The 19,142-nt window shown below is 66.8% G+C and carries 20 protein-coding genes; 11 read left to right on the top strand and 9 right to left on the bottom strand.

Going from position 1 to position 19,142, the window contains the following annotated elements; genetic code table 11:
- The first annotated feature begins 89 nt into the window (after positions 1 to 89).
- Genes coxB through ACFY9N_RS10140 form a run of 3 tightly spaced genes read left to right on the top strand, consistent with a single transcriptional unit; the run spans position 90 to position 3,164 of the window.
- Entirely contained in the window at positions 90 to 989 is a 900-nt protein-coding gene (gene coxB / locus ACFY9N_RS10150; RefSeq protein ID WP_391478373.1) for a cytochrome c oxidase subunit II, read from the top strand.
- A gap of 3 nt (positions 990 to 992) precedes the next feature.
- Positions 993 to 2,726 (top strand): cytochrome c oxidase subunit I, encoded by a 1,734-nt coding sequence (gene ctaD, locus ACFY9N_RS10145; protein ID WP_391478372.1) that lies wholly within the window; start codon positions 993 to 995, stop codon positions 2,724 to 2,726.
- A 3-nt stretch (positions 2,727 to 2,729) separates the two neighbouring features.
- Positions 2,730 to 3,164: a cytochrome c oxidase subunit 4 gene (locus tag ACFY9N_RS10140; protein ID WP_391478371.1), complete on the top strand. Its 435-nt coding sequence runs from the start codon at positions 2,730 to 2,732 to the stop codon at positions 3,162 to 3,164.
- 48 nt (positions 3,165 to 3,212) lie between these two features.
- On the opposite strand, the gene ACFY9N_RS10135 is transcribed toward ACFY9N_RS10140, so the two are convergent.
- From ACFY9N_RS10135 to ACFY9N_RS10105, 7 genes are all read right to left on the bottom strand, one after another.
- Complete coding sequence (locus ACFY9N_RS10135) at positions 3,213 to 3,632, bottom strand: rhodanese-like domain-containing protein (protein WP_391478370.1); 420 nt, start codon at positions 3,630 to 3,632, stop codon at positions 3,213 to 3,215.
- Positions 3,633 to 3,686: 54 nt separating this feature from the next.
- Positions 3,687 to 4,229: a GNAT family N-acetyltransferase gene (locus tag ACFY9N_RS10130; RefSeq protein WP_391478369.1), complete on the bottom strand. Its 543-nt coding sequence runs from the start codon at positions 4,227 to 4,229 to the stop codon at positions 3,687 to 3,689.
- Positions 4,226 to 4,639 (bottom strand): RidA family protein, encoded by a 414-nt coding sequence (locus ACFY9N_RS10125; protein WP_391478368.1) that lies wholly within the window; start codon positions 4,637 to 4,639, stop codon positions 4,226 to 4,228. The genes ACFY9N_RS10130 and ACFY9N_RS10125 overlap by 4 nt, the downstream gene beginning before the upstream one ends.
- A gap of 75 nt (positions 4,640 to 4,714) precedes the next feature.
- On the bottom strand, positions 4,715 to 6,529 hold the full coding sequence (locus tag ACFY9N_RS10120; RefSeq protein WP_391478367.1) for a cytochrome bc complex cytochrome b subunit: 1,815 nt from the start codon (positions 6,527 to 6,529) through the stop codon (positions 4,715 to 4,717).
- The gene (locus ACFY9N_RS10115; RefSeq protein WP_391478366.1) at positions 6,526 to 7,602 is read right to left on the bottom strand and encodes a Rieske 2Fe-2S domain-containing protein; all 1,077 of its coding nucleotides are present in this window, start codon (positions 7,600 to 7,602) and stop codon (positions 6,526 to 6,528) included. The genes ACFY9N_RS10120 and ACFY9N_RS10115 overlap by 4 nt, the downstream gene beginning before the upstream one ends.
- Before the next feature lie 36 nt (positions 7,603 to 7,638).
- Complete coding sequence (locus ACFY9N_RS10110; RefSeq protein WP_391478365.1) at positions 7,639 to 8,439, bottom strand: c-type cytochrome; 801 nt, start codon at positions 8,437 to 8,439, stop codon at positions 7,639 to 7,641.
- 20 nt (positions 8,440 to 8,459) lie between these two features.
- Positions 8,460 to 9,017, bottom strand: coding sequence for a heme-copper oxidase subunit III (locus ACFY9N_RS10105; protein WP_391478481.1), 558 nt, complete (start codon positions 9,015 to 9,017; stop codon positions 8,460 to 8,462).
- 288 nt (positions 9,018 to 9,305) lie between these two features.
- Here ACFY9N_RS10105 and trpD point away from each other — a divergent pair, with 288 nt between their 5' ends.
- Positions 9,306 to 10,370 (top strand): anthranilate phosphoribosyltransferase, encoded by a 1,065-nt coding sequence (gene trpD, locus ACFY9N_RS10100; protein ID WP_391478364.1) that lies wholly within the window; start codon positions 9,306 to 9,308, stop codon positions 10,368 to 10,370.
- A gap of 8 nt (positions 10,371 to 10,378) precedes the next feature.
- Complete coding sequence (locus ACFY9N_RS10095) at positions 10,379 to 11,365, top strand: PHP domain-containing protein (protein ID WP_391478363.1); 987 nt, start codon at positions 10,379 to 10,381, stop codon at positions 11,363 to 11,365.
- Between the two features lie 3 nt (positions 11,366 to 11,368).
- Here the strand turns inward: ACFY9N_RS10095 and ACFY9N_RS10090 are convergent, their stop codons facing one another.
- The gene (locus tag ACFY9N_RS10090; protein WP_391478362.1) at positions 11,369 to 12,304 is read right to left on the bottom strand and encodes a 5'-3' exonuclease H3TH domain-containing protein; all 936 of its coding nucleotides are present in this window, start codon (positions 12,302 to 12,304) and stop codon (positions 11,369 to 11,371) included.
- Between the two features lie 198 nt (positions 12,305 to 12,502).
- Here ACFY9N_RS10090 and rpsA point away from each other — a divergent pair, with 198 nt between their 5' ends.
- From rpsA to ACFY9N_RS10065, 5 genes are all read left to right on the top strand, one after another.
- Positions 12,503 to 13,957, top strand: coding sequence for a 30S ribosomal protein S1 (gene rpsA / locus ACFY9N_RS10085; protein ID WP_247622117.1), 1,455 nt, complete (start codon positions 12,503 to 12,505; stop codon positions 13,955 to 13,957).
- An 80-nt stretch (positions 13,958 to 14,037) separates the two neighbouring features.
- Positions 14,038 to 14,637, top strand: a complete 600-nt coding sequence (gene coaE / locus ACFY9N_RS10080; protein WP_391478361.1) for a dephospho-CoA kinase — start codon at positions 14,038 to 14,040, stop codon at positions 14,635 to 14,637.
- Positions 14,634 to 15,845, top strand: a complete 1,212-nt coding sequence (locus ACFY9N_RS10075; protein ID WP_391478360.1) for an MFS transporter — start codon at positions 14,634 to 14,636, stop codon at positions 15,843 to 15,845. The genes coaE and ACFY9N_RS10075 overlap by 4 nt, the downstream gene beginning before the upstream one ends.
- Positions 15,846 to 15,906: 61 nt before the next feature.
- Positions 15,907 to 17,979: an excinuclease ABC subunit UvrB gene (gene uvrB, locus ACFY9N_RS10070; protein ID WP_391478359.1), complete on the top strand. Its 2,073-nt coding sequence runs from the start codon at positions 15,907 to 15,909 to the stop codon at positions 17,977 to 17,979.
- A 28-nt stretch (positions 17,980 to 18,007) separates the two neighbouring features.
- Complete coding sequence (locus tag ACFY9N_RS10065; RefSeq protein WP_391478358.1) at positions 18,008 to 18,331, top strand: TfoX/Sxy family protein; 324 nt, start codon at positions 18,008 to 18,010, stop codon at positions 18,329 to 18,331.
- 45 nt (positions 18,332 to 18,376) lie between these two features.
- Here the strand turns inward: ACFY9N_RS10065 and ACFY9N_RS10060 are convergent, their stop codons facing one another.
- Positions 18,377 to 18,619, bottom strand: coding sequence for a hypothetical protein (locus ACFY9N_RS10060; protein WP_391478357.1), 243 nt, complete (start codon positions 18,617 to 18,619; stop codon positions 18,377 to 18,379).
- Between the two features lie 45 nt (positions 18,620 to 18,664).
- Between ACFY9N_RS10060 and ACFY9N_RS10055 the strand changes: the two genes are divergently transcribed.
- The gene (locus ACFY9N_RS10055; RefSeq protein WP_391478356.1) at positions 18,665 to 19,108 is read left to right on the top strand and encodes a MarR family winged helix-turn-helix transcriptional regulator; all 444 of its coding nucleotides are present in this window, start codon (positions 18,665 to 18,667) and stop codon (positions 19,106 to 19,108) included.
- Positions 19,109 to 19,142 lie beyond the last annotated feature (34 nt).

The raw sequence follows: 19,142 nt of genomic DNA, 5'->3' as shown, positions 1-19,142 counted from the left end.
GGCTCCGCCAACCTGCGTGGTTGGCATGAATCGGGTGTGAGGTTGCTCTAGACTTGGGTGTGCCCTATCCGCAATCTGAAAGGTGCATCGTGCCCTCGAAACGCCGCCGCCTTCGTTGGGCCGCACTCCCTCTGGGAGTCGCGGCAGCTGTGGCCCTGGCGGGATGTACCACCGCCGAGCTGAACGGCTATCTCCCCGGCTTCGTCGATGATGGCCCCGCTGCCACCAACCAGACCGAGCGTGTGTCGTCGCTCTGGGTGAACTCCTGGATCGTCCTCCTCGCGGTCGGCGTGATCACCTGGGGCCTGATGGCCTGGGCCGCGATCGCGTACCGTCGCCGCAAGGGTCAGACGGGGCTTCCCGTCCAGATGCGCTACAACATGCCGATCGAGATCTTCTACACGATCGTGCCGCTGATCCTCGTGCTCGGCATGTTCTTCTTCACCGCGCGTGACCAGGCCGCGATCGAGACGCAGTGGGACGACCCCGATGTCGAGATCACCGCGATCGCGAAGCAGTGGGCGTGGGACTTCCAGTACGACGCGGACTCCGACGACGACACGGTGTGGACGATGGGCATCCAGGCCCAGCCCGACGCCGAGGGCAACATCGACCAGTCGCAGCTGCCGACGCTGGTGCTCCCGGTCGACCAGAAGGTCACCATCAAGCTCCAGTCGCGCGACGTCATCCACTCCTTCTGGATCATCGACTTCCTGTACAAGAAGGACATGTACATCGGCAAGGACAACTCCTGGTCGTTCATCCCCACCCGCGTGGGGGAGTACGCCGGAAAGTGCGCCGAGCTCTGCGGTGAGTACCACTCGATGATGCTCTTCAACGTCAAGGTCGTCGAGCAGGACGAGTACGACGCGTACCTCGACGAGCTCAAGGACAAGGGCAACACCGGAGACATCACGGACGCGTACGACCGTCTGGGCAACTACCCCGGAACGACCCCGAAGAACGACTCCGAAGAAGGAGAGGAGTAAGCCATGTCGACGACTGAAGCACCCCGCACCGACGAGGCGAACCGCTCCCGTCCCACCACCCTGCCCGCGCGCCAGGCCGCTCTCATGAGCTCCTCGCGCGTCGAGCAGAAGGGCAACATCGTCGTCAAGTGGATCACCTCCACCGACCACAAGACGATCGGGTACATGTACCTCATCGCCTCGGTGCTGTTCTTCCTCCTCGGCGGCGTGATGGCCCTCGTCATCCGCGCCGAGCTCTTCGCTCCGGGAATGCAGATCATCCCGACGAAGGAGCAGTACAACCAGCTGTTCACGATGCACGGCACGATCATGCTGCTGATGTTCGCGACGCCACTGTTCGCGGGCTTCGCGAACGCGATCCTGCCGCTGCAGATCGGTGCACCGGACGTTGCCTTCCCGCGTCTGAACGCCTTCGCGTTCTGGCTCTTCCTCTTCGGCTCGACGATCGCCGTCGCCGGCTTCCTCACCCCGCAGGGTGCGGCGTCCTTCGGATGGTTCGCCTACCAGCCGCTCGCGAGCGCCTCGTTCTCGCCGGGTGCCGGTGGAAACCTCTGGATGCTCGGCCTCGGCATCTCCGGATTCGGAACCATCCTCGGTGCCGTGAACTTCATCACGACCATCATCACGATGCGTGCACCGGGTATGACGATGTGGCGCATGCCGATCTTCTCGTGGAACACGCTCGTCACGAGCCTCCTGATCCTGATGGCGTTCCCGGTCCTCGCGGCTGCGATCTTCGCCGCCGGTGCAGACCGCGTGCTCGGTGCTCACATCTACGACCCGGCCAACGGTGGCGTGCTGCTCTGGCAGCACCTGTTCTGGTTCTTCGGGCACCCCGAGGTCTACATCATCGCGTTGCCGTTCTTCGGTATCGTCTCCGAGATCTTCCCCGTGTTCAGCCGCAAGCCGATCTTCGGATACAAGACGCTCGTGTACGCCACGATCGCGATCGCGGCGCTCTCGGTGGCCGTCTGGGCGCACCACATGTACGTCACCGGATCCGTCCTGCTCCCGTTCTTCGCGCTGATGACCATGCTCATCGCCGTGCCGACGGGTGTGAAGATCTTCAACTGGATCGGCACGATGTGGCGAGGGTCCGTGACCTTCGAGACGCCGATGGTGTTCTCCCTCGGCTTCCTCGTCTCGTTCGTCTTCGGTGGTCTGACCGGCGTCATCCTCGCGGCCCCGCCGCTGGACTTCGCCCTGTCGGATTCCTACTTCGTCGTCGCGCACTTCCACTACGTCGTCTTCGGAACCGTCGTCTTCGCGATGTTCGCCGGCTTCTACTTCTGGTGGCCGAAGTGGACCGGACGCATGCTCAACGAGCGTCTCGGCTACGTGCACTTCTGGATGCTGTTCATCGGCTTCCACATGACCTTCCTCATCCAGCACTGGCTGGGCGTCGACGGCATGGTGCGTCGCTACGCGGACTACTCGGCAGCCGATGGCTGGACCTGGCAGAACCAGGTCTCGACGATCGGAGCGATGATCCTCGGTGCGTCGATGATCCCGTTCTTCCTGAACGTCTGGATCACCGCCCGCAAGGCTCCGAAGGTCACCGTCAACGATCCGTGGGGCTACGGTGCATCGCTCGAGTGGGCGACGTCCTGCCCGCCGCCGCGTCACAACTTCACGTCGATCCCGCGCATCCGCAGCGAGCGTCCGGCCTTCGACCTGAACCACCCCGAAGCAGCGGAGTTCGCCACGACGGCTCCGGGCGAGCGAGAGGTCCACTGAGCCATGCGCGACAACGTCATTCTCTGGTGGATCCTCACCGCCTTCTTCGCCCTCGTCGGTGTCGTCTACACCGGCTGGCACATCCTCGCCACGCCGGACGACAACTTCGCGATGCGGATCGAGTGGGTCGGTACGACCGCCCTGTTCTTCGCCGCCTTCATGGGCGCCATGATCGCCTTCTACCTCGACCGCACCCACAACGCGCAGGGCGGTGAACTGCCGGAGGACATCCTCACGTCGGACATCGACGATGGTGACCCCGAGCTCGGCGAGTTCAGCCCGTGGTCGTGGTGGCCTCTGGTGCTGGCGGCATCCGCCGGTGTCTTCGTGGTCGGTCTGGCCGTCGGTCACTTCCTCCTTCCGATCGGGCTGGCGATCTTCGTCGTCGCGATCGTCGGGTGGGTGTACGAGTACTACCGCGGTAACTTCGCCCGCTGAGTGAACGCATGAAGAAGCCCCCGGGGAGTCCCCGGGGGCTTCTTCATGTCAGGCGCGATTGCGCACCCGTGGGATGCCGGTGAGTGGGTCGACGGGGCGGTGGTGCACGCCGTCGGCGTCTTCCACGGGATACCCTTCGCGCACCCAGTACTCGAACCCGCCGATCATCTCCCGCACGGAGTAGCCCAGTCGCGAGAACGCCAGTGCGCCTTTCGCGCCTGCGTTGCAGCCGGGGCTCCAGCAGTACACGACGACCTCACTGTCGGAGGGGATCTCCGCCGGCGCTCGGGTCTCGATCTCGCTGTAGTGCATGTGCGTCGCGCCCGCGACTCGGCCTTGAGCCCATGCTTCGGCGGATCGTACGTCGATCACGACGATCGGCGTGCCCGCGCGGAGGTCGGCATGAACGTCGCTGGCGTCGGTCTCATACTCGAGTTTGGCGGCGAAGTAGTCGGCTCGGTCGATCATGTCTCTCAGCGTAGGAGAGCTCAGTATCGGATGTGCGCGCTATACGGTCATTCGTCAGCGGTTTCCGGACAGGCCGGGCGCGGCATCGAGGTCCACGGTCATCTGCACCCTGCGCCCGTACCTCTCGAGTCCGAGGGACGCCTCGGACTCGACGAGTGATCGGTGGAACGCGGATTCCGGGAGACTCTCGACGAAGCCGCACGAGGCGTAGAAGGGGGCGTTCCAGGGGATCTCGGCGTAGGTGCGCAGAGTCACGCGAGAGTATCCGCGACCCTGTGCCTCGGAAAGCGCGGCCAGGACGAGAGCGCGGCCGTGCCCCTGGCGTCCTGCGGTCGGAACCACCGACAGCTGTTCAAGATGCGCGTAGCCGTCGGCATCGAGCACGTGCACGAAACCGACGGGGGAGTGGGTGGAGTCCTCCTCGATGAGCAGGACGAAACCGGGGTCGACCAGTCGCGATACGCCGTCCCCGGCCGGCGGCCAGTCCCATGCTCCGAGAGTTTCGATGAGCAGACTGTCCGCGGATGCTTCGATCGCCTCGAGGATCTCCGCGTCGTCCGCACGCGCGGCGCGAATCACGCCGTCTCGACCGCTCATCGTGCTCCGCCTTGCACAGCGGCGATCGCCTCGATCTCGACGAGCTGGTCGTCGTAGCCGAGCACCGTCACCCCTAGGAGGGTGCTCGGGACGTCGTGTGAACCGAAGGCGGACTCCACGACGTTCCAGGCCGTGACGAGGTCGGCCTGACGAGAGGACGCCACGAGCACCCGTGTGCTGATCACATCGGTCAGGGATGCGTCCGCCGCGGCGAGTGCGGCGCGGAGGGTCTCGATGCATCGTGCGGCCTGAGCGGCGTAGTCGCCCGGCGCGGTCGTCGTCCCGTCATCGTTCAGCGGACAGGCGCCGGCCAGGAAGACGAGACGCGAGCCTGCGGGTGCGGTCGCGGCGTACGCGTACGGGGTATCGGCGAGAGAATCGGATCGGATGAGTCGAACCACGGACGTCATGCCTCGATCCTCCCACGGGAATGCGAAAGGGCCCTGTCCGTATGGACAGGGCCCTTTCAGGAGAGCGGTGAGTGGCTACTCGCCGTCCTCCGACTTCTTCTTGTGAGGCTTCTTCACGGGCTCGGTCGCGATGACCGTGCTGGGCGTGTTCGGCGTCTCGTCGACGTGGTCCTCAGTGGCCTCGAGCGGGGCATCCGGGAAGCCGGCACGCTCGTGAGCGCCCTGGATCTCGGTGGCCTCGGTCTCCTCGTTGTGCGCCGTGACGTGGTGCTGATGAGCATCCGCAGCGGCGACCTCCGCCTGAGTGAGCGGAGCGAGGCGGTCCTCGAAGAACCAGCGCGACATCGACGAACGCAGGTTCTCGGTCCACGGGATGCGTCCCTTGGCGTTGGGGCGCACGACGAGCGGCTCGTAGCCGTCGACGTCGATGAGCTTCCAGCGGTCGTACTGATCGACCGGCTGGTGCACCTCGATGAACTCGCCGCCGGGGAGGCGGACGATGCGACCCGACTCGTAGCCGTGGAGGACGATCTCGCGGTCTTTCTTCTGCAGGGCGATGCAGATGCGCTTGGTGACGAAGTAGCCGAGGATCGGTCCCAGGAACAGCAGCGCCTGGAGCGTGTGGATGACACCCTCCATCGTGAGCATGAAGTGCGTCGCGATGAGGTCGGACGATGCTGCAGCCCAGAGCACCGCGTAGAAGATGACGCCGGCCACGCCGATGGCGGTGCGGGTCGCCGCGTTGCGCGGGCGCTGCGCGATGTGGTGCTCGCGCTTGTCTCCGGTGATCCACGCTTCGATGAAGGGGTAGATCGCGACGGCGACGATGAACAGACCGAGCACGGCCACCGGCACCAGGATGCCGAACGACCAGGTGTGGTCGAGGAACACGATGTCCCAGTTCGACGGGGCCAGACGCAGCGCGCCGTCCGCGAAGCCGATGTACCAGTCGGGCTGGGTTCCGGCGGACACGGGGGAGGGGTCGTAGGGGCCGTAGTTCCAGATCGGGTTGATCTGGAAGAACGTCGCGATCAGGACGATCGTGCCGAAGACGATGAACAGGTATCCGCCCATCTTCGACATGTACACCGGCATCATCGGGTAGCCCACGACGTTGTCGTTCGTGCGGCCGGGGCCGGCGAACTGCGTGTGCTTGTTGATGATCATGAGCATGAGGTGCACGACGATCAGCGCGATCACGAGCATCGGCAGCAGCAGGATGTGCAGCGAGTACAGGCGTCCGACGATGTCCGTACCGGGGAACTCGCCACCGAACAGGAGGAACGACGTCCACGTACCGATGAGGGGGAGACCCTTGACCATGCCGTCGATGATGCGGAGGCCGTTACCCGAGAGCAGGTCGTCGGGGAGCGAGTATCCCGTGAAGCCCTCGGCGAGAGCGAGGATGAAGAGGACGAAACCGATCACCCAGTTCAGCTCGCGCGGCTTGCGGAACGCACCGGTGAAGAACACGCGGAGCATGTGGACGCCGATACCGGCCACGAAGACCAGAGCGGCCCAGTGGTGGATCTGACGGACGAGCAGACCGCCACGGAGGTCGAACGAGATGTGGAGTGACGACTCGAGCGCGGCGGACATCTCGATGCCGCGCATCGGGGCGTAGGCACCGGTGTAGTGGGTCTCGACCATCGACGCCTGGAAGAAGAACGTCAGGAAGGTTCCGGAGAGGAACACGACGACGAAGCTCCACAGGGCGATCTCACCCAGCATGAACGACCAGTGGTCGGGGAAGATCTTGCGGCCCAGCTCCTTGACGAAGCCGGAGAGGCTGGTGCGCTCATCGATGTAGTTCGACGCGGCGCCGACGAATCGGCCGCCGAGAGGCGCCTTGGTGTCCTTGTCCTCTTTGGACAGCGTTGCGGTGCTCAATGGCGCTCCCAGAAGCTCGGGCCGACGGGCTCGGTGAAGTCACTGCGCGCGACGAGGTAGCCCTCGTCGTCGACGGTGATGGGCAGCTGAGGCAGCGGGCGCGCGGCCGGTCCGAAGATGACCTTGGCGTGATCCGTCACATCGAACTGCGACTGGTGGCAGGGGCAGAGGAGGTGGTGGGTCTGCTGCTCGTAGAGCGCGACCGGGCATCCGACGTGGGTGCACACCTTCGAGTACGCGACGATGCCGTCGTACGACCAGTCCTTGCGCTCCTCGGACTCGATCAGCTGCTCGGGACGCAGGCGCATCATGAGCACGATGGCCTTCGCCTTCTCCTCGAGGTAGCCGTCGTGGTGGCTCAGCTCGGCCAGGTCGGCCGGGATCACGTGGAAGGCGGAGCCGAGCGTGACGTCGGCGGCGCGGATCGGCGTGCCGTCCGGGTCGCGGACGAGGCGCATGCCCTCTTCCCACATGGTGTGCTTGAGCAGGTGGACCGGGTCGCCCGCGTAGGGGTCGTCCGGCGTGGCATGCGGGGCCAGGCCGCGGAAGAGGGTGACACCCGGGATGATCGACGCGACGAGCGCTGCGAACAGCGAGTTGCGGATCATCGTGCGACGTCCGAACCCGGACTCCTCGTTCGCGTCGGAGAACGCCTTGATCGCGGCCTCACGGGTCGAGTCCTTGCCGCGGGTCGGGTGGCGGTGCTCGATGTGCTCCTTGTCGGACATGAGCGCCTTCGACCAGTGGATCGCTCCGAGGCCGAGGGAGAGCAGCGCGAGGGCGATGCCGAGTCCGATGAAGAGGTTGTTCTGACGGATGTCGATGAGCGCGCCGCTCTCGATCGGGAACAGCATGTAGGCGGCGACCGCCCATATGCTGCCCGCGAGCGACAGGTAGAACAGCGTGTAGACCGTGCGGACCGCGGCCTTCTCCGCGCGCGGGTCCTTGTCGGTCATCCGCTCGCGGTGCGGCGGCAGGCCCGGGTTCTGCACAGGGTCGCTGACTGCGACGCCCAGCCCCGGAGAGGGCTGGTAGGCCCTGTCAAGAGCCTGCGAGTCGTCGTCGTGTGCCATGGTGCTCCTCGTACGTTCCTCTTCGATGATTAAGCGTCAGTTGGACTTCGCCGTGATCCACACGGTGATGGCGACGAGTGCGCCGATGCCGAAGATCCAGACGAACAGGCCCTCCGAGACCGGTCCGAGAGATCCGAGGGAGAACCCGCCGATCTGCACGGACTGCTGCTGGTACAGGAGAGCCGAGATGATGTCGCGCTTGTCTTCGTCCGACAGGTTCATGTCGCCGAAGACCGGCATGTTCTGGGGGCCGGTGACCATGGCGGCGTACATGTGCAGCGCGCTGGTCTCGGTCAGAGCGGGGGCGTACTTGCCCTCGGTGAGCGCACCACCGGCAGCGGCCACGTTGTGGCACATCGCGCAGTTGACGCGGAAGAGTTCGGCGCCGTGCGCGACGTCACCCTCTCCGTCGAGGATGCGGTCCTCGGGGAAGGTCGGGCCGGGAGCCGTGGACTGCACGAAGGACGAGATCGCGAGGATCTGGTCCTCGGTGAACTGCGGCTCCTTCTGTGGTGCCTGAGGTCCCTGCATCTGCAGCGGCATGCGTCCGGTGGAGAGCTGGAACTCGGTGGCGAGCTCGCCGACGCCGTAGAGGCTCGGGCCGTTGGGGGTTCCCTGCAGGTCGAGGCCGTGGCAGGTGGCGCAGTTCGCCTGGAACAGCTTCTCGCCGTCCTCGACGGTCAGGGTGGTCGCCGCGGTCTGCGTGTCGGTCGCGGCGAAGGCCGCGGACGCGCCGGCGTACACGGCGCCGGTGATCATCAGGCCTGCTCCGATGAGGGCCGCGGCAGCCAGGGGGCTGCGGCGACCGCCAGAACGGCGCTTCTTCTCTCGTGCCATCTCGGGGATCAGCTCCGCTCTTATTTCAGGAAGTAAATTACGACGAACAGCACGATCCAGACGACGTCGACGAAGTGCCAGTAGTAGGACACCACGATCGAAGAGGTCGCCTCCTTGTGCCGGAAGTTCTTGACGGCGAACGCGCGTCCGATGACGAGCAGGAACGCGACGAGTCCGCCCGTCACGTGCAGCGCGTGGAAGCCCGTGGTCAGGTAGAACGCGGAAGCGTAGGAGTCGGCGCTGATGGGCATGCCCTCTGCGACGAGCTGCGCGTACTCCCAGACCTGGCCGGAGACGAAGATGGCACCGAGGGCGAAGGTGAGGAAGAACCACTCGACCATTCCCCAGCCGAACAGGCGGCGACGGCCGGCACCGTTCTTCTGGCCCTTGCCGATCTTGTAGGGCTGGAGGTCCTCGGCCGCGAACACACCCATCTGGCAGGTGAACGACGAGAGCACGAGGATCGCGGTGTTCACGAACGCGAACGGGACGTTCAGCAGCTCGGTGCGGTCGGCCCAGAGTTCGGGGGAGGTGCTTCGGAGCGTGAAGTAGATCGCGAAGAGTCCCGCGAAGAACATCACTTCACTGCCGAGCCACACAATGGTGCCGACAGCTACCGGGTTGGGCCGCTTGATGGTTCTCGCCGCCGGGGCATACGTCGCTGAGGTCGTCACCGTTCCATTATGGCCGATTCCCCGGGGTGATTCTTGCACCAGGAGGCCTCGTTTCGCCAGCTTTTCACTTAGGTAACCCTAAGAAAACACTGCGAATCGTCGGTGAATCCGCGGGAAATCGCGGGTGCACCGGTCGTCGGCATCCGTGGAAGACGGGATGCAGGTTTTCTCGGCGCCGATAGGATCGCACACATGGCTGAATCCCTGACCTGGTCCGACGTGCTCACCACTCTCCTGGAGCGTCGCGACCTCAGCGTCTGGGAGTCGACGTGGGCGATGCGACAGATCATGCGGGGTGATGTCACCGAGGCTCAGTTGGCCGGATTCCTCGTCGCTCTGCGTGCGAAGGGCGAGACGATCGACGAGATCGTCGGTTTCCGTGACGCGATCCTCGAAGCCGCTGTCCCGCTCCCGGTCTCACCCGACGTCCTCGACATCGTGGGCACGGGCGGCGACCGCGTCGGAACGGTCAACGTCTCGACGACCGCGGCCATCGTCATCGGCGCGATGGGGATCCCCGTCGTGAAGCACGGCAATCGGGCGGCCAGCTCCGCCTCGGGGTCCTCCGACGTGCTCGGCGCGCTCGGCCTCGAGCTCACTCTGGATCCTGCCGCCGTGGCGTCGATCCTCGACCGGACGGGCATCACCTTCGCCTGGGCGGGCGCATTCCACCCGGGGTTCAAGCATGCGGGAGCCGTACGGTCGCAGCTCGGCGTCCCGACGGTGTTCAACATGCTCGGACCCCTCTGCAACCCCGCGCGCGCGGAGGCGAACGCCGTGGGCGTCGCTCAACTGGAGCGCGTTCCCCTCATCACCGGAGTGTTCCGCACGCGAGGCGCCACCGCGCTGGTCTTCCGCGGCGACGACGGACTCGACGAACTCACCACCACCGGACACAGCCGGATCTGGGAGGTCACGCGGGGAGACGTGCACGAGCACGACCTGGACCCGCGAGACCTCGGCATCCCGCTCGCCGAGCTCTCGGATCTGCTCGGGGGCTCGCCGGAGCACAACGCGGGCGTTCTCCGCCGGACTCTGGAGGGGGAGAGCGGAGCGGTGCGTGACATCGTGCTGCTTAACGCCGCCGCGGGGATCGTCGCTTTCGAGCTTTCTCAGGACGCCGCCCAGGTGCAGCGTCCGATCCTCGAACGCCTGCGCAGCGCGCACGAGCGTGCTGCCGCTGTCGTCGACGACGGCGGGGCGCTGGCGAAGCTGGATGAATGGATCGGCGTCAGCCGGGAGCTCGCCGCCGTCTGAGGTGCACCATGGAACCGATCGCCGCGCTGCTCGAGATCGCCTCGCTGCTCGAGCGCGAGCGCGCGTCGCGGTACCGGGCCAAGGCGTTCCGGCAGGCAGCCGCGACGTTCGACGGATTGCCGGACGATGTCCGTGCCGATCCGAACCGTCTCCGTGCGGCACCGGGGATCGGTGCGTCGACCTTCGCGGTGATCCGTCAGGCGCAGCAGGGCGCGGTGCCCGACTATCTGGTCGAGCTCCGGGGCGACGTGGAGCCGGAGCGCGTCTCCGACCTGCGAAGGAGGCTTCGGGGCGACCTCCATGCGCACACCGACTGGTCGGACGGAACGACATCGATCGGGGTCATGGCGGCTGCGGCTCGAGCGCAAGGCCACGAGTACCAGGCGATCACCGATCACTCGCCGCGTCTGCGGGTGGCGCGCGGACTCTCGGCGGAGCGACTGCGCGAACAGATCCCCCTCGTGCGCGCCGAGTCCGGCGAGGGGTTCACGCTCTTGGCGGGGATCGAGGTGGACATCCTCGATGACGGGGCGCTCGATCAGGAGGAGGGGCTTCTCCGCGAGCTCGACGTCGTGGTCGCGTCCGTGCACTCGAAGCTGCGGATGGACTCGCGGTCGATGACCCGCCGGATGCTCGCCGCGGTCGCGCACCCCCGGGTGAATGTGCTCGGCCACTGCACGGGACGTCTGGTGCAGGGGGAGCGTGGCACGCGACCGTCGTCGGAGTTCGACGCGGCCGCCGTGTTCGCGGCGTGCGCCGAGAACGGGGTCGCCGTCGAGATCAACTCCCGGCCGGAACGTCAGGATCCGCCGGACGAACTGATCGCGCTCGCTCTCGAGGCCGGATGCCTGTTCTCGATCGATTCCGATGCCCACGCGCCCGGCCAGCTGTCGCTTCTCGACCACGGCGCCGAGCGAGCGGAGCGCGCAGGGGTGCCGGCATCCCGGATCGTCACCACCTGGGGCCTGGAGCGCCTGCTGGCCTGGGCGGACTGACGGTCAGGCGGAGGCCGTGACCTTGTCGATCGCGGAGATCGCGCGGTTCATCGACGACGTGAGGTTCCACTGCTCGGCGAGCGACGTGGCCTCGCCGAGCGCGACATCGTCGAGCGGATGCAGCTGGATGCCCGGAGCACTGATGTCGAGACCGGTGGCCACGGCGACGACCGTCGGAGCGACGTCGAGATAGTCGCTCGCCGCGAGGATCTTCGCGCGCACGCCGGCGCTCATGCCCTCACCTGCAGCGGCCGCCGCGCGGATGCCCTCCAGGTCGGTGTTGGCCTGCAGGAGGGTCGCGGCGGTCTTCTCGCCGACGCCCGCCACGCCGGGGAGGCCGTCGGAGGCGTCGCCGCGCATCGTGGCGAAGTCGGTGTACTGGCTGGGCAGGACGCCGTACTTGGCGACGACGGTCGCATCGGTGACGATCTCGAGATTGCTCATGCCGCGGGCGGTGTAGATCACACGGACGCCACGCGCGTCGTCGACGAGTTGGAACAGGTCGCGATCCCCGGTGACGATGTCGACGGGGAGAGCGGATGCCGTCGCGAGCGTGCCGATCACGTCATCGGCCTCGTGGGCGGCGACACCGATGATCGGGATGTCGAGGGCCGCGAGCGACTGCCGGATGAGAGGGATCTGCGCCTCGAGCGGGTCCGGAACCTCTTCCACGTCGGGCGCGTCCGCGACGACCTCGACGACGCGATGGCTCTTGTAGCTCGGGATGAGGTCGACGCGCCACTGCGGACGCCAGTCGTCGTCCCAGCAGGCGATGATCTGGGTGGGTTCGTACAGCGTGACGAGCTTGGCGACGATGTCGAGCAGGCCCCGCGCCGCATTGATGGGGGAGCCGTCCGGCGCGGTGACGCTGTCCGGCACCCCGTAGAAGGCGCGGAAGTAGAGGCTGGCGGTATCGAGCAGCATCAGGCGATCGGTCACGGGGACAGTCTCGCACGGGCATCCGACCCCCGACCCCCCGCAGCATCCCGAGATCTGGTAATCTGAAGCGTCACTCGTGGCGTGCATCCGCATGCTCTCGTGACGATCCAACCAATCCAATCGCTGTGAAGCAGGATGTCGGCCGTGCGCGGTCGCTGCCCACGGCCTGAGTTTCCATTCACAAGGACAACCCACTACATGACTACCGCAACGACCGCCCCGGCCACCAAGCAGGTCGCCATTAACGACATCGGATCTGCTGAGGACTTCCTGGCCGCGGTCGAGAAGACCCTGAAGTTCTTCAACGATGGCGACATCATCGAGGGCACGATCGTCAAGATCGACCGCGACGAGGTCCTCCTCGACGTCGGCTACAAGACCGAGGGTGTCATCCCCTCGCGCGAGCTCTCCATCAAGCACGACGTCGACCCCAACGAGGTCGTCGCCGTCGGCGACCTGGTCGAGGCCCTCGTCCTCCAGAAGGAGGACAAGGAAGGCCGTCTGATCCTCTCCAAGAAGCGCGCGCAGTACGAGCGTGCCTGGGGAGACGTCGAGAAGATCAAGGAGAACGACGGCGTCGTCACCGGCACCGTCATCGAGGTCGTCAAGGGTGGCCTCATCGTCGACATCGGCCTCCGTGGCTTCCTCCCGGCCTCGCTCATCGAGCTCCGCCGAGTCCGCGACCTCACGCCGTACCTCGGCCAGGAGATCGAGGCCAAGATCCTCGAGCTCGACAAGAACCGCAACAACGTCGTGCTCAGCCGCCGCGCGCTGCTCGAGCAGACGCAGTCGGAGTCGCGCACCACGTTCCTGAACAACCTCCACAAGGGTCAGGTCCGCAAGGGTGTCGTCTCGTCGATCGTCAACTTCGGTGCGTTCGTCGACCTGGGTGGCGTGGACGGCCTCGTGCACGTCTCCGAGCTGTCCTGGAAGCACATCGAGCACGCCTCCGAGGTCGTCGAGGTGGGCCAGGAGGTCACCGTCGAGATCCTCGAGGTCGACCTCGACCGCGAGCGCGTCTCCCTGTCGCTCAAGGCGACGCAGGAGGACCCGTGGCAGGTCTTCGCCCGTACCCACGCGATCGGTCAGGTCACCCCGGGTAAGGTCACGAAGCTCGTTCCGTTCGGTGCGTTCGTTCGCGTCGCAGACGGCATCGAGGGCCTCGTCCACATCTCCGAGCTCTCCAGCAAGCACGTCGAGCTGGCCGAGCAGGTCGTCTCCGTCGGCGAAGAGGTGTTCGTCAAGGTCATCGACATCGACCTCGAGCGTCGTCGCATCTCGCTGTCGCTGAAGCAGGCCAACGAGTCGGTCGACCCCAACGGCACCGAGTTCGACCCGGCCCTCTACGGCATGGTCGCCGAGTACGACGAGAACGGCGAGTACAAGTACCCGGAGGGCTTCGACGCCGAGACCGGTGCGTGGAAGGAAGGCTTCGACGCCCAGCGCGAGGCATGGGAGCAGGAGTACGCTGCGGCCCAGGCTCGCTGGGAGGCGCACAAGGCTCAGGTCACCAAGGCGGCCGAGGCCGAGGCGGCGGCCGGCGAGGACTTCGGCGGCCAGTCGTTCTCGAGCGAGACCGCCGGTGCGGGCACGCTTGCCGACGACGAGGCGCTCGCGGCTCTTCGCGAGAAGCTCTCGGGTGGCAACGCCTAAGCAGCATCACATCAGGGAACGGGTCGTCACCTTCGGGTGGCGGCCCGTTCCGCGTCCACCCGCATGACAGGATGGAGACCATGCCCCTCATCGCGCTCACCGGCGGAATCGCGTCCGGGAAGTCGACCATCGCCCGACGTCTGGCCTCGCACGGTGCGATCCTCGTCGATGCGGATCAGATCGTTCGAGACGTGCAGGCTCCGGGCAGTGCCGTGCTCCAGCGGATCGCCGAACGGTTCGGTGACGAGGTCATCGCGGCCGATGGGACGCTGGACCGACCGGCATTGGGCGCGCGGGTGTTCGGCGAACCGGAGCAGCTCGCCGCTCTGAACGCGATCGTGCACCCGGCCGTGCGCGCCGAGTCCCAGCGCCGCTTCGACGAGGCGTTCGCACGAGATGACGAAGCGATCGTCGTCTACGACGTCCCGCTCCTGGTGGAGGCTCGCGTCGACGATCCCTGGGACCTCATCGTCGTGGCCCACGCCCCGGCGGCCGAACGTCTGCGCCGCCTCGTCGAGATCCGCGGCATGGATCCGAAGGCGGCGCAGGAGCGCATAGACGCGCAGGTATCGGATGATCAGCGTCTCGCGATCGCCGACGCGGTCATCGACACCTCCGGGTCGCTCGACGAGACCGAAGCCCGCACCGACGCGCTCTGGGAGCGGATCCGCTCCCGGTGAGCGAGCCGTTCGTCGGTCACGGCCCCGGATCGCGGGAGTATCGCCGACTGATCATCGGGCTCTTCTTCGCCGGCGTCGCGACGTTCGCCCAGCTCTACGCGACCCAAGCGGTCCTCCCGCAGATCGCCGTGGACCTCCGGATCGGCCCGGCGGCAGCGGCGCTGACCGTGTCCGCCGCCACGCTCGGGCTGGCGGCGGGGGTGATCCCCTGGTCGATGGTCGCCGATCGGATCGGGCGGATCCCGGCGATGGCTACGGGGGTGATCATCGCCACGGTGCTCGGCGTCTGCGCGCCGCTCAGCGACGGCATCCTCCCTCTGCTCGTCCTGCGATTGGGGGAGGGCATCGCGCTGGGCGCCGTACCCGCCGTCGCCCTCGCGTACCTGAGCGAGGAGGTGCGCGCCTCGCACGCGGCGGCGGCTGCGGGGAGCTACATCGCTGGCACGACGCTCGGCGGGCTCACGGGGCGTCTCGTCGCCGGGGGGATCGGCGAGGTGGGCGGATGGCGTGCGGGGATGTGGGCGGTCGCCGCGATCTGCGTCGTGTCGGCCGCGTTGTTCCTGTGGCTCACGCCGCGCGCTCGGGGGTTCCGTCCCTCAGCGCGAGGAGCAGGGCCCCGGGCGCTGACGCGACTCCTTCGGCCGCTGCGTTCCGCACGACAGCTCGCCCTGTACGCTCAGGGCTTCCTCCTCATGGGCGCCTTCGTCGCCGTCTACAACTATCTTGGATTCCATCTGGCCGCCCCGCCCTTCCTCCTCCCTGCCTGGCTCGTGACCCTACTGTTCGTCGCGTACCTCGCCGGGACGATCTCCTCGCCCTGGGCCGGGTCGCTCGCCAGTCGGCACGGGCGCTATACCGTGTTGTTGGTCGCGATCGGCGTCGCTGTGGCGGGCGCCGTGCTGCTGGTGATGCCGAGCACGGGAGCGGTGCTGACAGGGCTCGTCCTGTTCACGGCCGGGTTCTTCGGCGCGCACGCGGTCGCTTCCGGGTGGGTGCCGGCGGATGCGGATCCCGAGGTTCGCGCCCAGGCATCGTCTCTCTACTACTTCGGCTACTACGCGGGGTCGAGCCTGTTCGGATGGGCGCTCGGTCTCGTCTTCGGCGCGGTGGGCTGGGGGTGGTTCATCGCCGGCGTCGTCGCGATGTGCGCGGCCGCCGCGGTCATCGCGGGGGTCGCCCTGCGCACGTCCGCCGCCGGACGGGTGTGAGGGCCGATCGCCCGGAGGGGAAGCGGCCCCCGATGTCGGTGGCCCCGCCTACGCTGGACGTATGGAACCCACTCGCAGTGTTCGCCCGTTCGAGGTCATCAGCGAATACGCGCCCGCCGGTGATCAGCCCCAGGCCATCGCCGAGCTCGCCGCGCGGATCAACGCCGGTGAGACGGATGTCGTGCTGCTGGGGGCCACGGGTACCGGAAAGTCGGCGACGACCGCGTGGCTCGTCGAGCAGGTGCAGCGTCCGACGCTGGTCCTCGCGCACAACAAGACGCTCGCGGCGCAGCTCGCGAACGAGTTCCGCGAGCTCATGCCGAACAACGCGGTCGAGTACTTCGTCTCTTACTACGACTACTACCAGCCGGAGGCGTACGTCCCGCAGACCGACACCTTCATCGAGAAGGACTCGTCGATCAATGCCGAGGTCGAACGGCTCCGACACTCCACGACGAACTCGCTTCTCAGCCGCCGCGACGTCGTCGTGGTCTCGACCGTGTCGTGCATCTACGGCCTCGGCGCTCCCGAGGAGTATCTCCGTGCGATGGTCGCCCTCCAGGTGGGGGAGCGGTACGACCGGGACGCGCTCATCCGGCAGTTCATCGCGATGCAGTACAACCGCAACGACGTCGACTTCTCGCGGGGCAACTTCCGCGTGCGGGGCGACACGATCGAGATCATCCCCGTCTACGAGGAGCACGCGATCCGCATCGAGCTCTTCGGCGACGAGATCGAGGCGCTCTACTCGCTCCACCCGCTCACCGGCGAGGTGATCGAGAAGCTCGACGCCGTGCCGATCTTCCCGGCCTCGCACTACGTCGCCGGAACCGATGTGATCCAGCGTTCGATCGGAACGATCGAGACGGAGCTCGAGGAACGGCTCGCCGAATTCGAGAAGCAGGGGAAGCTGCTCGAGGCGCAGCGTTTGCGCATGCGCACCACGTTCGATCTCGAGATGCTGCAGCAACTCGGCTTCTGCTCGGGCATCGAGAACTACTCCCGTCACATGGATGGGCGGGCACCGGGAGAGCCGCCGCACACGCTCCTCGACTTCTTCCCCGACGACTTCCTCCTCGTGATCGACGAGTCGCACGTGACCGTGCCCCAGATCGGCGCGATGTACGAGGGAGACGCCTCGCGCAAGCGCACGCTCGTCGACCACGGATTCCGTCTGCCCAGCGCGATGGACAACCGCCCGCTCCGCTGGGACGAGTTCAAGAACCGCATCGGTCAGACCGTCTACCTCTCCGCGACGCCGGGGAAGTACGAGATGGGGATCGCGGACGGGGTGGTCGAGCAGATCATCCGTCCGACGGGTCTGGTCGACCCGGAGATCATCGTGAAGCCGTCGAAGGGGCAGATCGACGACCTCCTCGAAGAGATTCGCCTGCGGGTGGAGCGCGACGAGCGCATCCTCGTGACGACCCTCACGAAGAAGATGGCCGAAGAACTCACCGATTTCCTCGGCGAGCACGGTGTGCGCGTGCGCTATCTGCACTCCGACGTCGACACCCTCCGCCGCGTCGAGCTGCTGAGCGAGTTGCGCTCGGGGGTGTACGACGTGCTGGTCGGGATCAACCTCCTGCGTGAGGGCCTCGACCTGCCCGAGGTGTCGCTCGTGGCGATCCTCGACGCCGACAAAGAGGGCTTCCTGCGCTCCGGGACGTCACTGATCCAGACGATCGGGCGTGCGGCACGAAACGTGTCGGGTGAGGTCCATATGTACGCCGACAAGATGACGGACTCGATGACGAAGGCCATCGAAGAGACCGATCGGCGTCGAGAGAAGCAGATCGCGTACAACAAGGAGAACGGGATCGACCCGCAGCCGCTGCGCAAGAAGATCGCCGACATCACCGCGGTCCTGGCCCGCGAGGGCGCGGATACTGCGGAGATGATGTCGGGTCGGGGGCGCGCGACGGGCAAGGGGAAGTCCCCGACGCCGAACCTCCGGCGCGCGGGGATCGCCGCCGAGGGCGCGCAGCAACTGGAGGCGACGATTCAGGATCTCTCGGATCAGATGCTGGCCGCCGCCGCCGAACTCAAGTTCGAGTTGGCGGGACGACTGCGCGACGAGGTGCAGGACCTCAAGAAGGAATTGCGCGCGATGGAGCGTGCCGGACATGCCTGAGAGCGCTCGGTAGACGAGGGAGGCGTCCATGGATCCTGCGGGGGAAGAGCTCGCGGACAGGATTCGTGCGATCGTCGCGTCCGGATCCGACGTCGAAGAGCGGCGGATGTTCGGAATCCGAGCGTTCCTGCTCGACGGTCGGATCCTGGCCGGTGCCCGGCCCGGCGGAGTCCTTCTGATCAAGGTCGCCGCAGACGACGAGGCCGTACTGCTTCTTCGTGAGGGGGCCGCACGCGCCGTGATGGGCCCGCGGACGATGAGTGCGCGATGGATCGACGTTGCTCCGTCGGCGATCGCCGATGACGACGGGCTGCTGTTCTGGATCGATGCCGCTCGCGCCGGAGCCGACTGAGTCGCCCCGCCGCTCACGCTGCGGGGCGGGCGCTCGTTCCCGGCATCAGGGGCAGTGGATGAGGGGCTTCGGCCCGGAACGATCGATCTCGTGCGCGGTCATCGGCGCCCCGCAGAGCGGACACGCCCGTTCGGCGCGCTCCGCAGCGCTCGGTGGGGGAGTCTTCTCGTAGGGGCCGACGGATGCGGGTCCCGCGAAGCGGATGAGGTTTGTGTTCACCCACGCGTACAGCCCTCCCGCTTCGCGAATACGCGTGCGCAGGGGTGCCCGATCGGGATCATGTGCCATGTTGATTAGCGTACTAACGATTAGGGCGGTTGTATAGTTGGCCGGATGAGCGCATCCGACGAACTCCTCCGGCTCGAGAACCAGTTGTGCTTCGCGCTGGTGACCGCGGCGCGCAACGTCGTCGCGATCTATCGACCGATCCTCGAGCCGTTGGGTCTGACCCATCCGCAGTATCTGGTCATGCTGGCCCTCTGGGAGCGGTCGCCTCGCACGTTGAACGATCTCGCCGCGGACCTCGCGATGGAGCCCGCCACGGCATCGCCGCTCGTCAAACGGCTCGAAGCGGACGGTCTCGTCGCTCGGGAGCGTAGCTCGGAGGACGAGCGTCGTCTCGACATCACGCTCACCGATGCGGGGCGCGCGCTGCGCGAACGTGCGCTGCAGGTGCCGGCGCAGGTGATGGCTGCAGTCGGGATGGACGTGCACGAAGTGTCCGCGCTGCGTGACGGGCTGGGCCCGTTCGCGGGCCGGCGCCTCGGAGGCGGCTGAGCATCGGAGCTCTGCGGAGCCAATGTCGGTGGCC

Source organism: Microbacterium sp. NPDC008134 (assembly GCF_042957055.1).
In the GTDB taxonomy this organism is placed as follows: Bacteria; Actinomycetota; Actinomycetes; order Actinomycetales; family Microbacteriaceae; genus Microbacterium.
The sequence above is the reverse complement of the archived record's forward strand: the minus strand, read 5'-3'. Positions and strand labels throughout refer to the sequence as shown.

What these genes read in the sequence shown, in the direction of transcription:
- ACFY9N_RS10135 (WP_391478370.1), bottom strand. Translation starts at nt 3,632, where the DNA reads ATGATCGACCGAGCCGACTACTTCGCCGCCAAACTCGAGTATGAGACC.
- trpD (WP_391478364.1), top strand. Translation starts at nt 9,306, where the DNA reads ATGGCTGAATCCCTGACCTGGTCCGACGTGCTCACCACTCTCCTGGAG.
- ACFY9N_RS10125 (WP_391478368.1), bottom strand. Translation starts at nt 4,639, where the DNA reads ATGACGTCCGTGGTTCGACTCATCCGATCCGATTCTCTCGCCGATACC.
- ACFY9N_RS10130 (WP_391478369.1), bottom strand. Translation starts at nt 4,229, where the DNA reads ATGAGCGGTCGAGACGGCGTGATTCGCGCCGCGCGTGCGGACGACGCG.
- ACFY9N_RS10115 (WP_391478366.1), bottom strand. Translation starts at nt 7,602, where the DNA reads ATGGCACACGACGACGACTCGCAGGCTCTTGACAGGGCCTACCAGCCC.
- ACFY9N_RS10065 (WP_391478358.1), top strand. Translation starts at nt 18,008, where the DNA reads ATGGATCCTGCGGGGGAAGAGCTCGCGGACAGGATTCGTGCGATCGTC.
- rpsA (WP_247622117.1), top strand. Translation starts at nt 12,503, where the DNA reads ATGACTACCGCAACGACCGCCCCGGCCACCAAGCAGGTCGCCATTAAC.
- ACFY9N_RS10105 (WP_391478481.1), bottom strand. Translation starts at nt 9,017, where the DNA reads ATGTTCTTCGCGGGACTCTTCGCGATCTACTTCACGCTCCGAAGCACC.
- ACFY9N_RS10110 (WP_391478365.1), bottom strand. Translation starts at nt 8,439, where the DNA reads ATGGCACGAGAGAAGAAGCGCCGTTCTGGCGGTCGCCGCAGCCCCCTG.
- ACFY9N_RS10140 (WP_391478371.1), top strand. Translation starts at nt 2,730, where the DNA reads ATGCGCGACAACGTCATTCTCTGGTGGATCCTCACCGCCTTCTTCGCC.
- ctaD (WP_391478372.1), top strand. Translation starts at nt 993, where the DNA reads ATGTCGACGACTGAAGCACCCCGCACCGACGAGGCGAACCGCTCCCGT.
- ACFY9N_RS10055 (WP_391478356.1), top strand. Translation starts at nt 18,665, where the DNA reads ATGAGCGCATCCGACGAACTCCTCCGGCTCGAGAACCAGTTGTGCTTC.
- coaE (WP_391478361.1), top strand. Translation starts at nt 14,038, where the DNA reads ATGCCCCTCATCGCGCTCACCGGCGGAATCGCGTCCGGGAAGTCGACC.
- ACFY9N_RS10060 (WP_391478357.1), bottom strand. Translation starts at nt 18,619, where the DNA reads ATGGCACATGATCCCGATCGGGCACCCCTGCGCACGCGTATTCGCGAA.
- uvrB (WP_391478359.1), top strand. Translation starts at nt 15,907, where the DNA reads ATGGAACCCACTCGCAGTGTTCGCCCGTTCGAGGTCATCAGCGAATAC.
- ACFY9N_RS10095 (WP_391478363.1), top strand. Translation starts at nt 10,379, where the DNA reads ATGGAACCGATCGCCGCGCTGCTCGAGATCGCCTCGCTGCTCGAGCGC.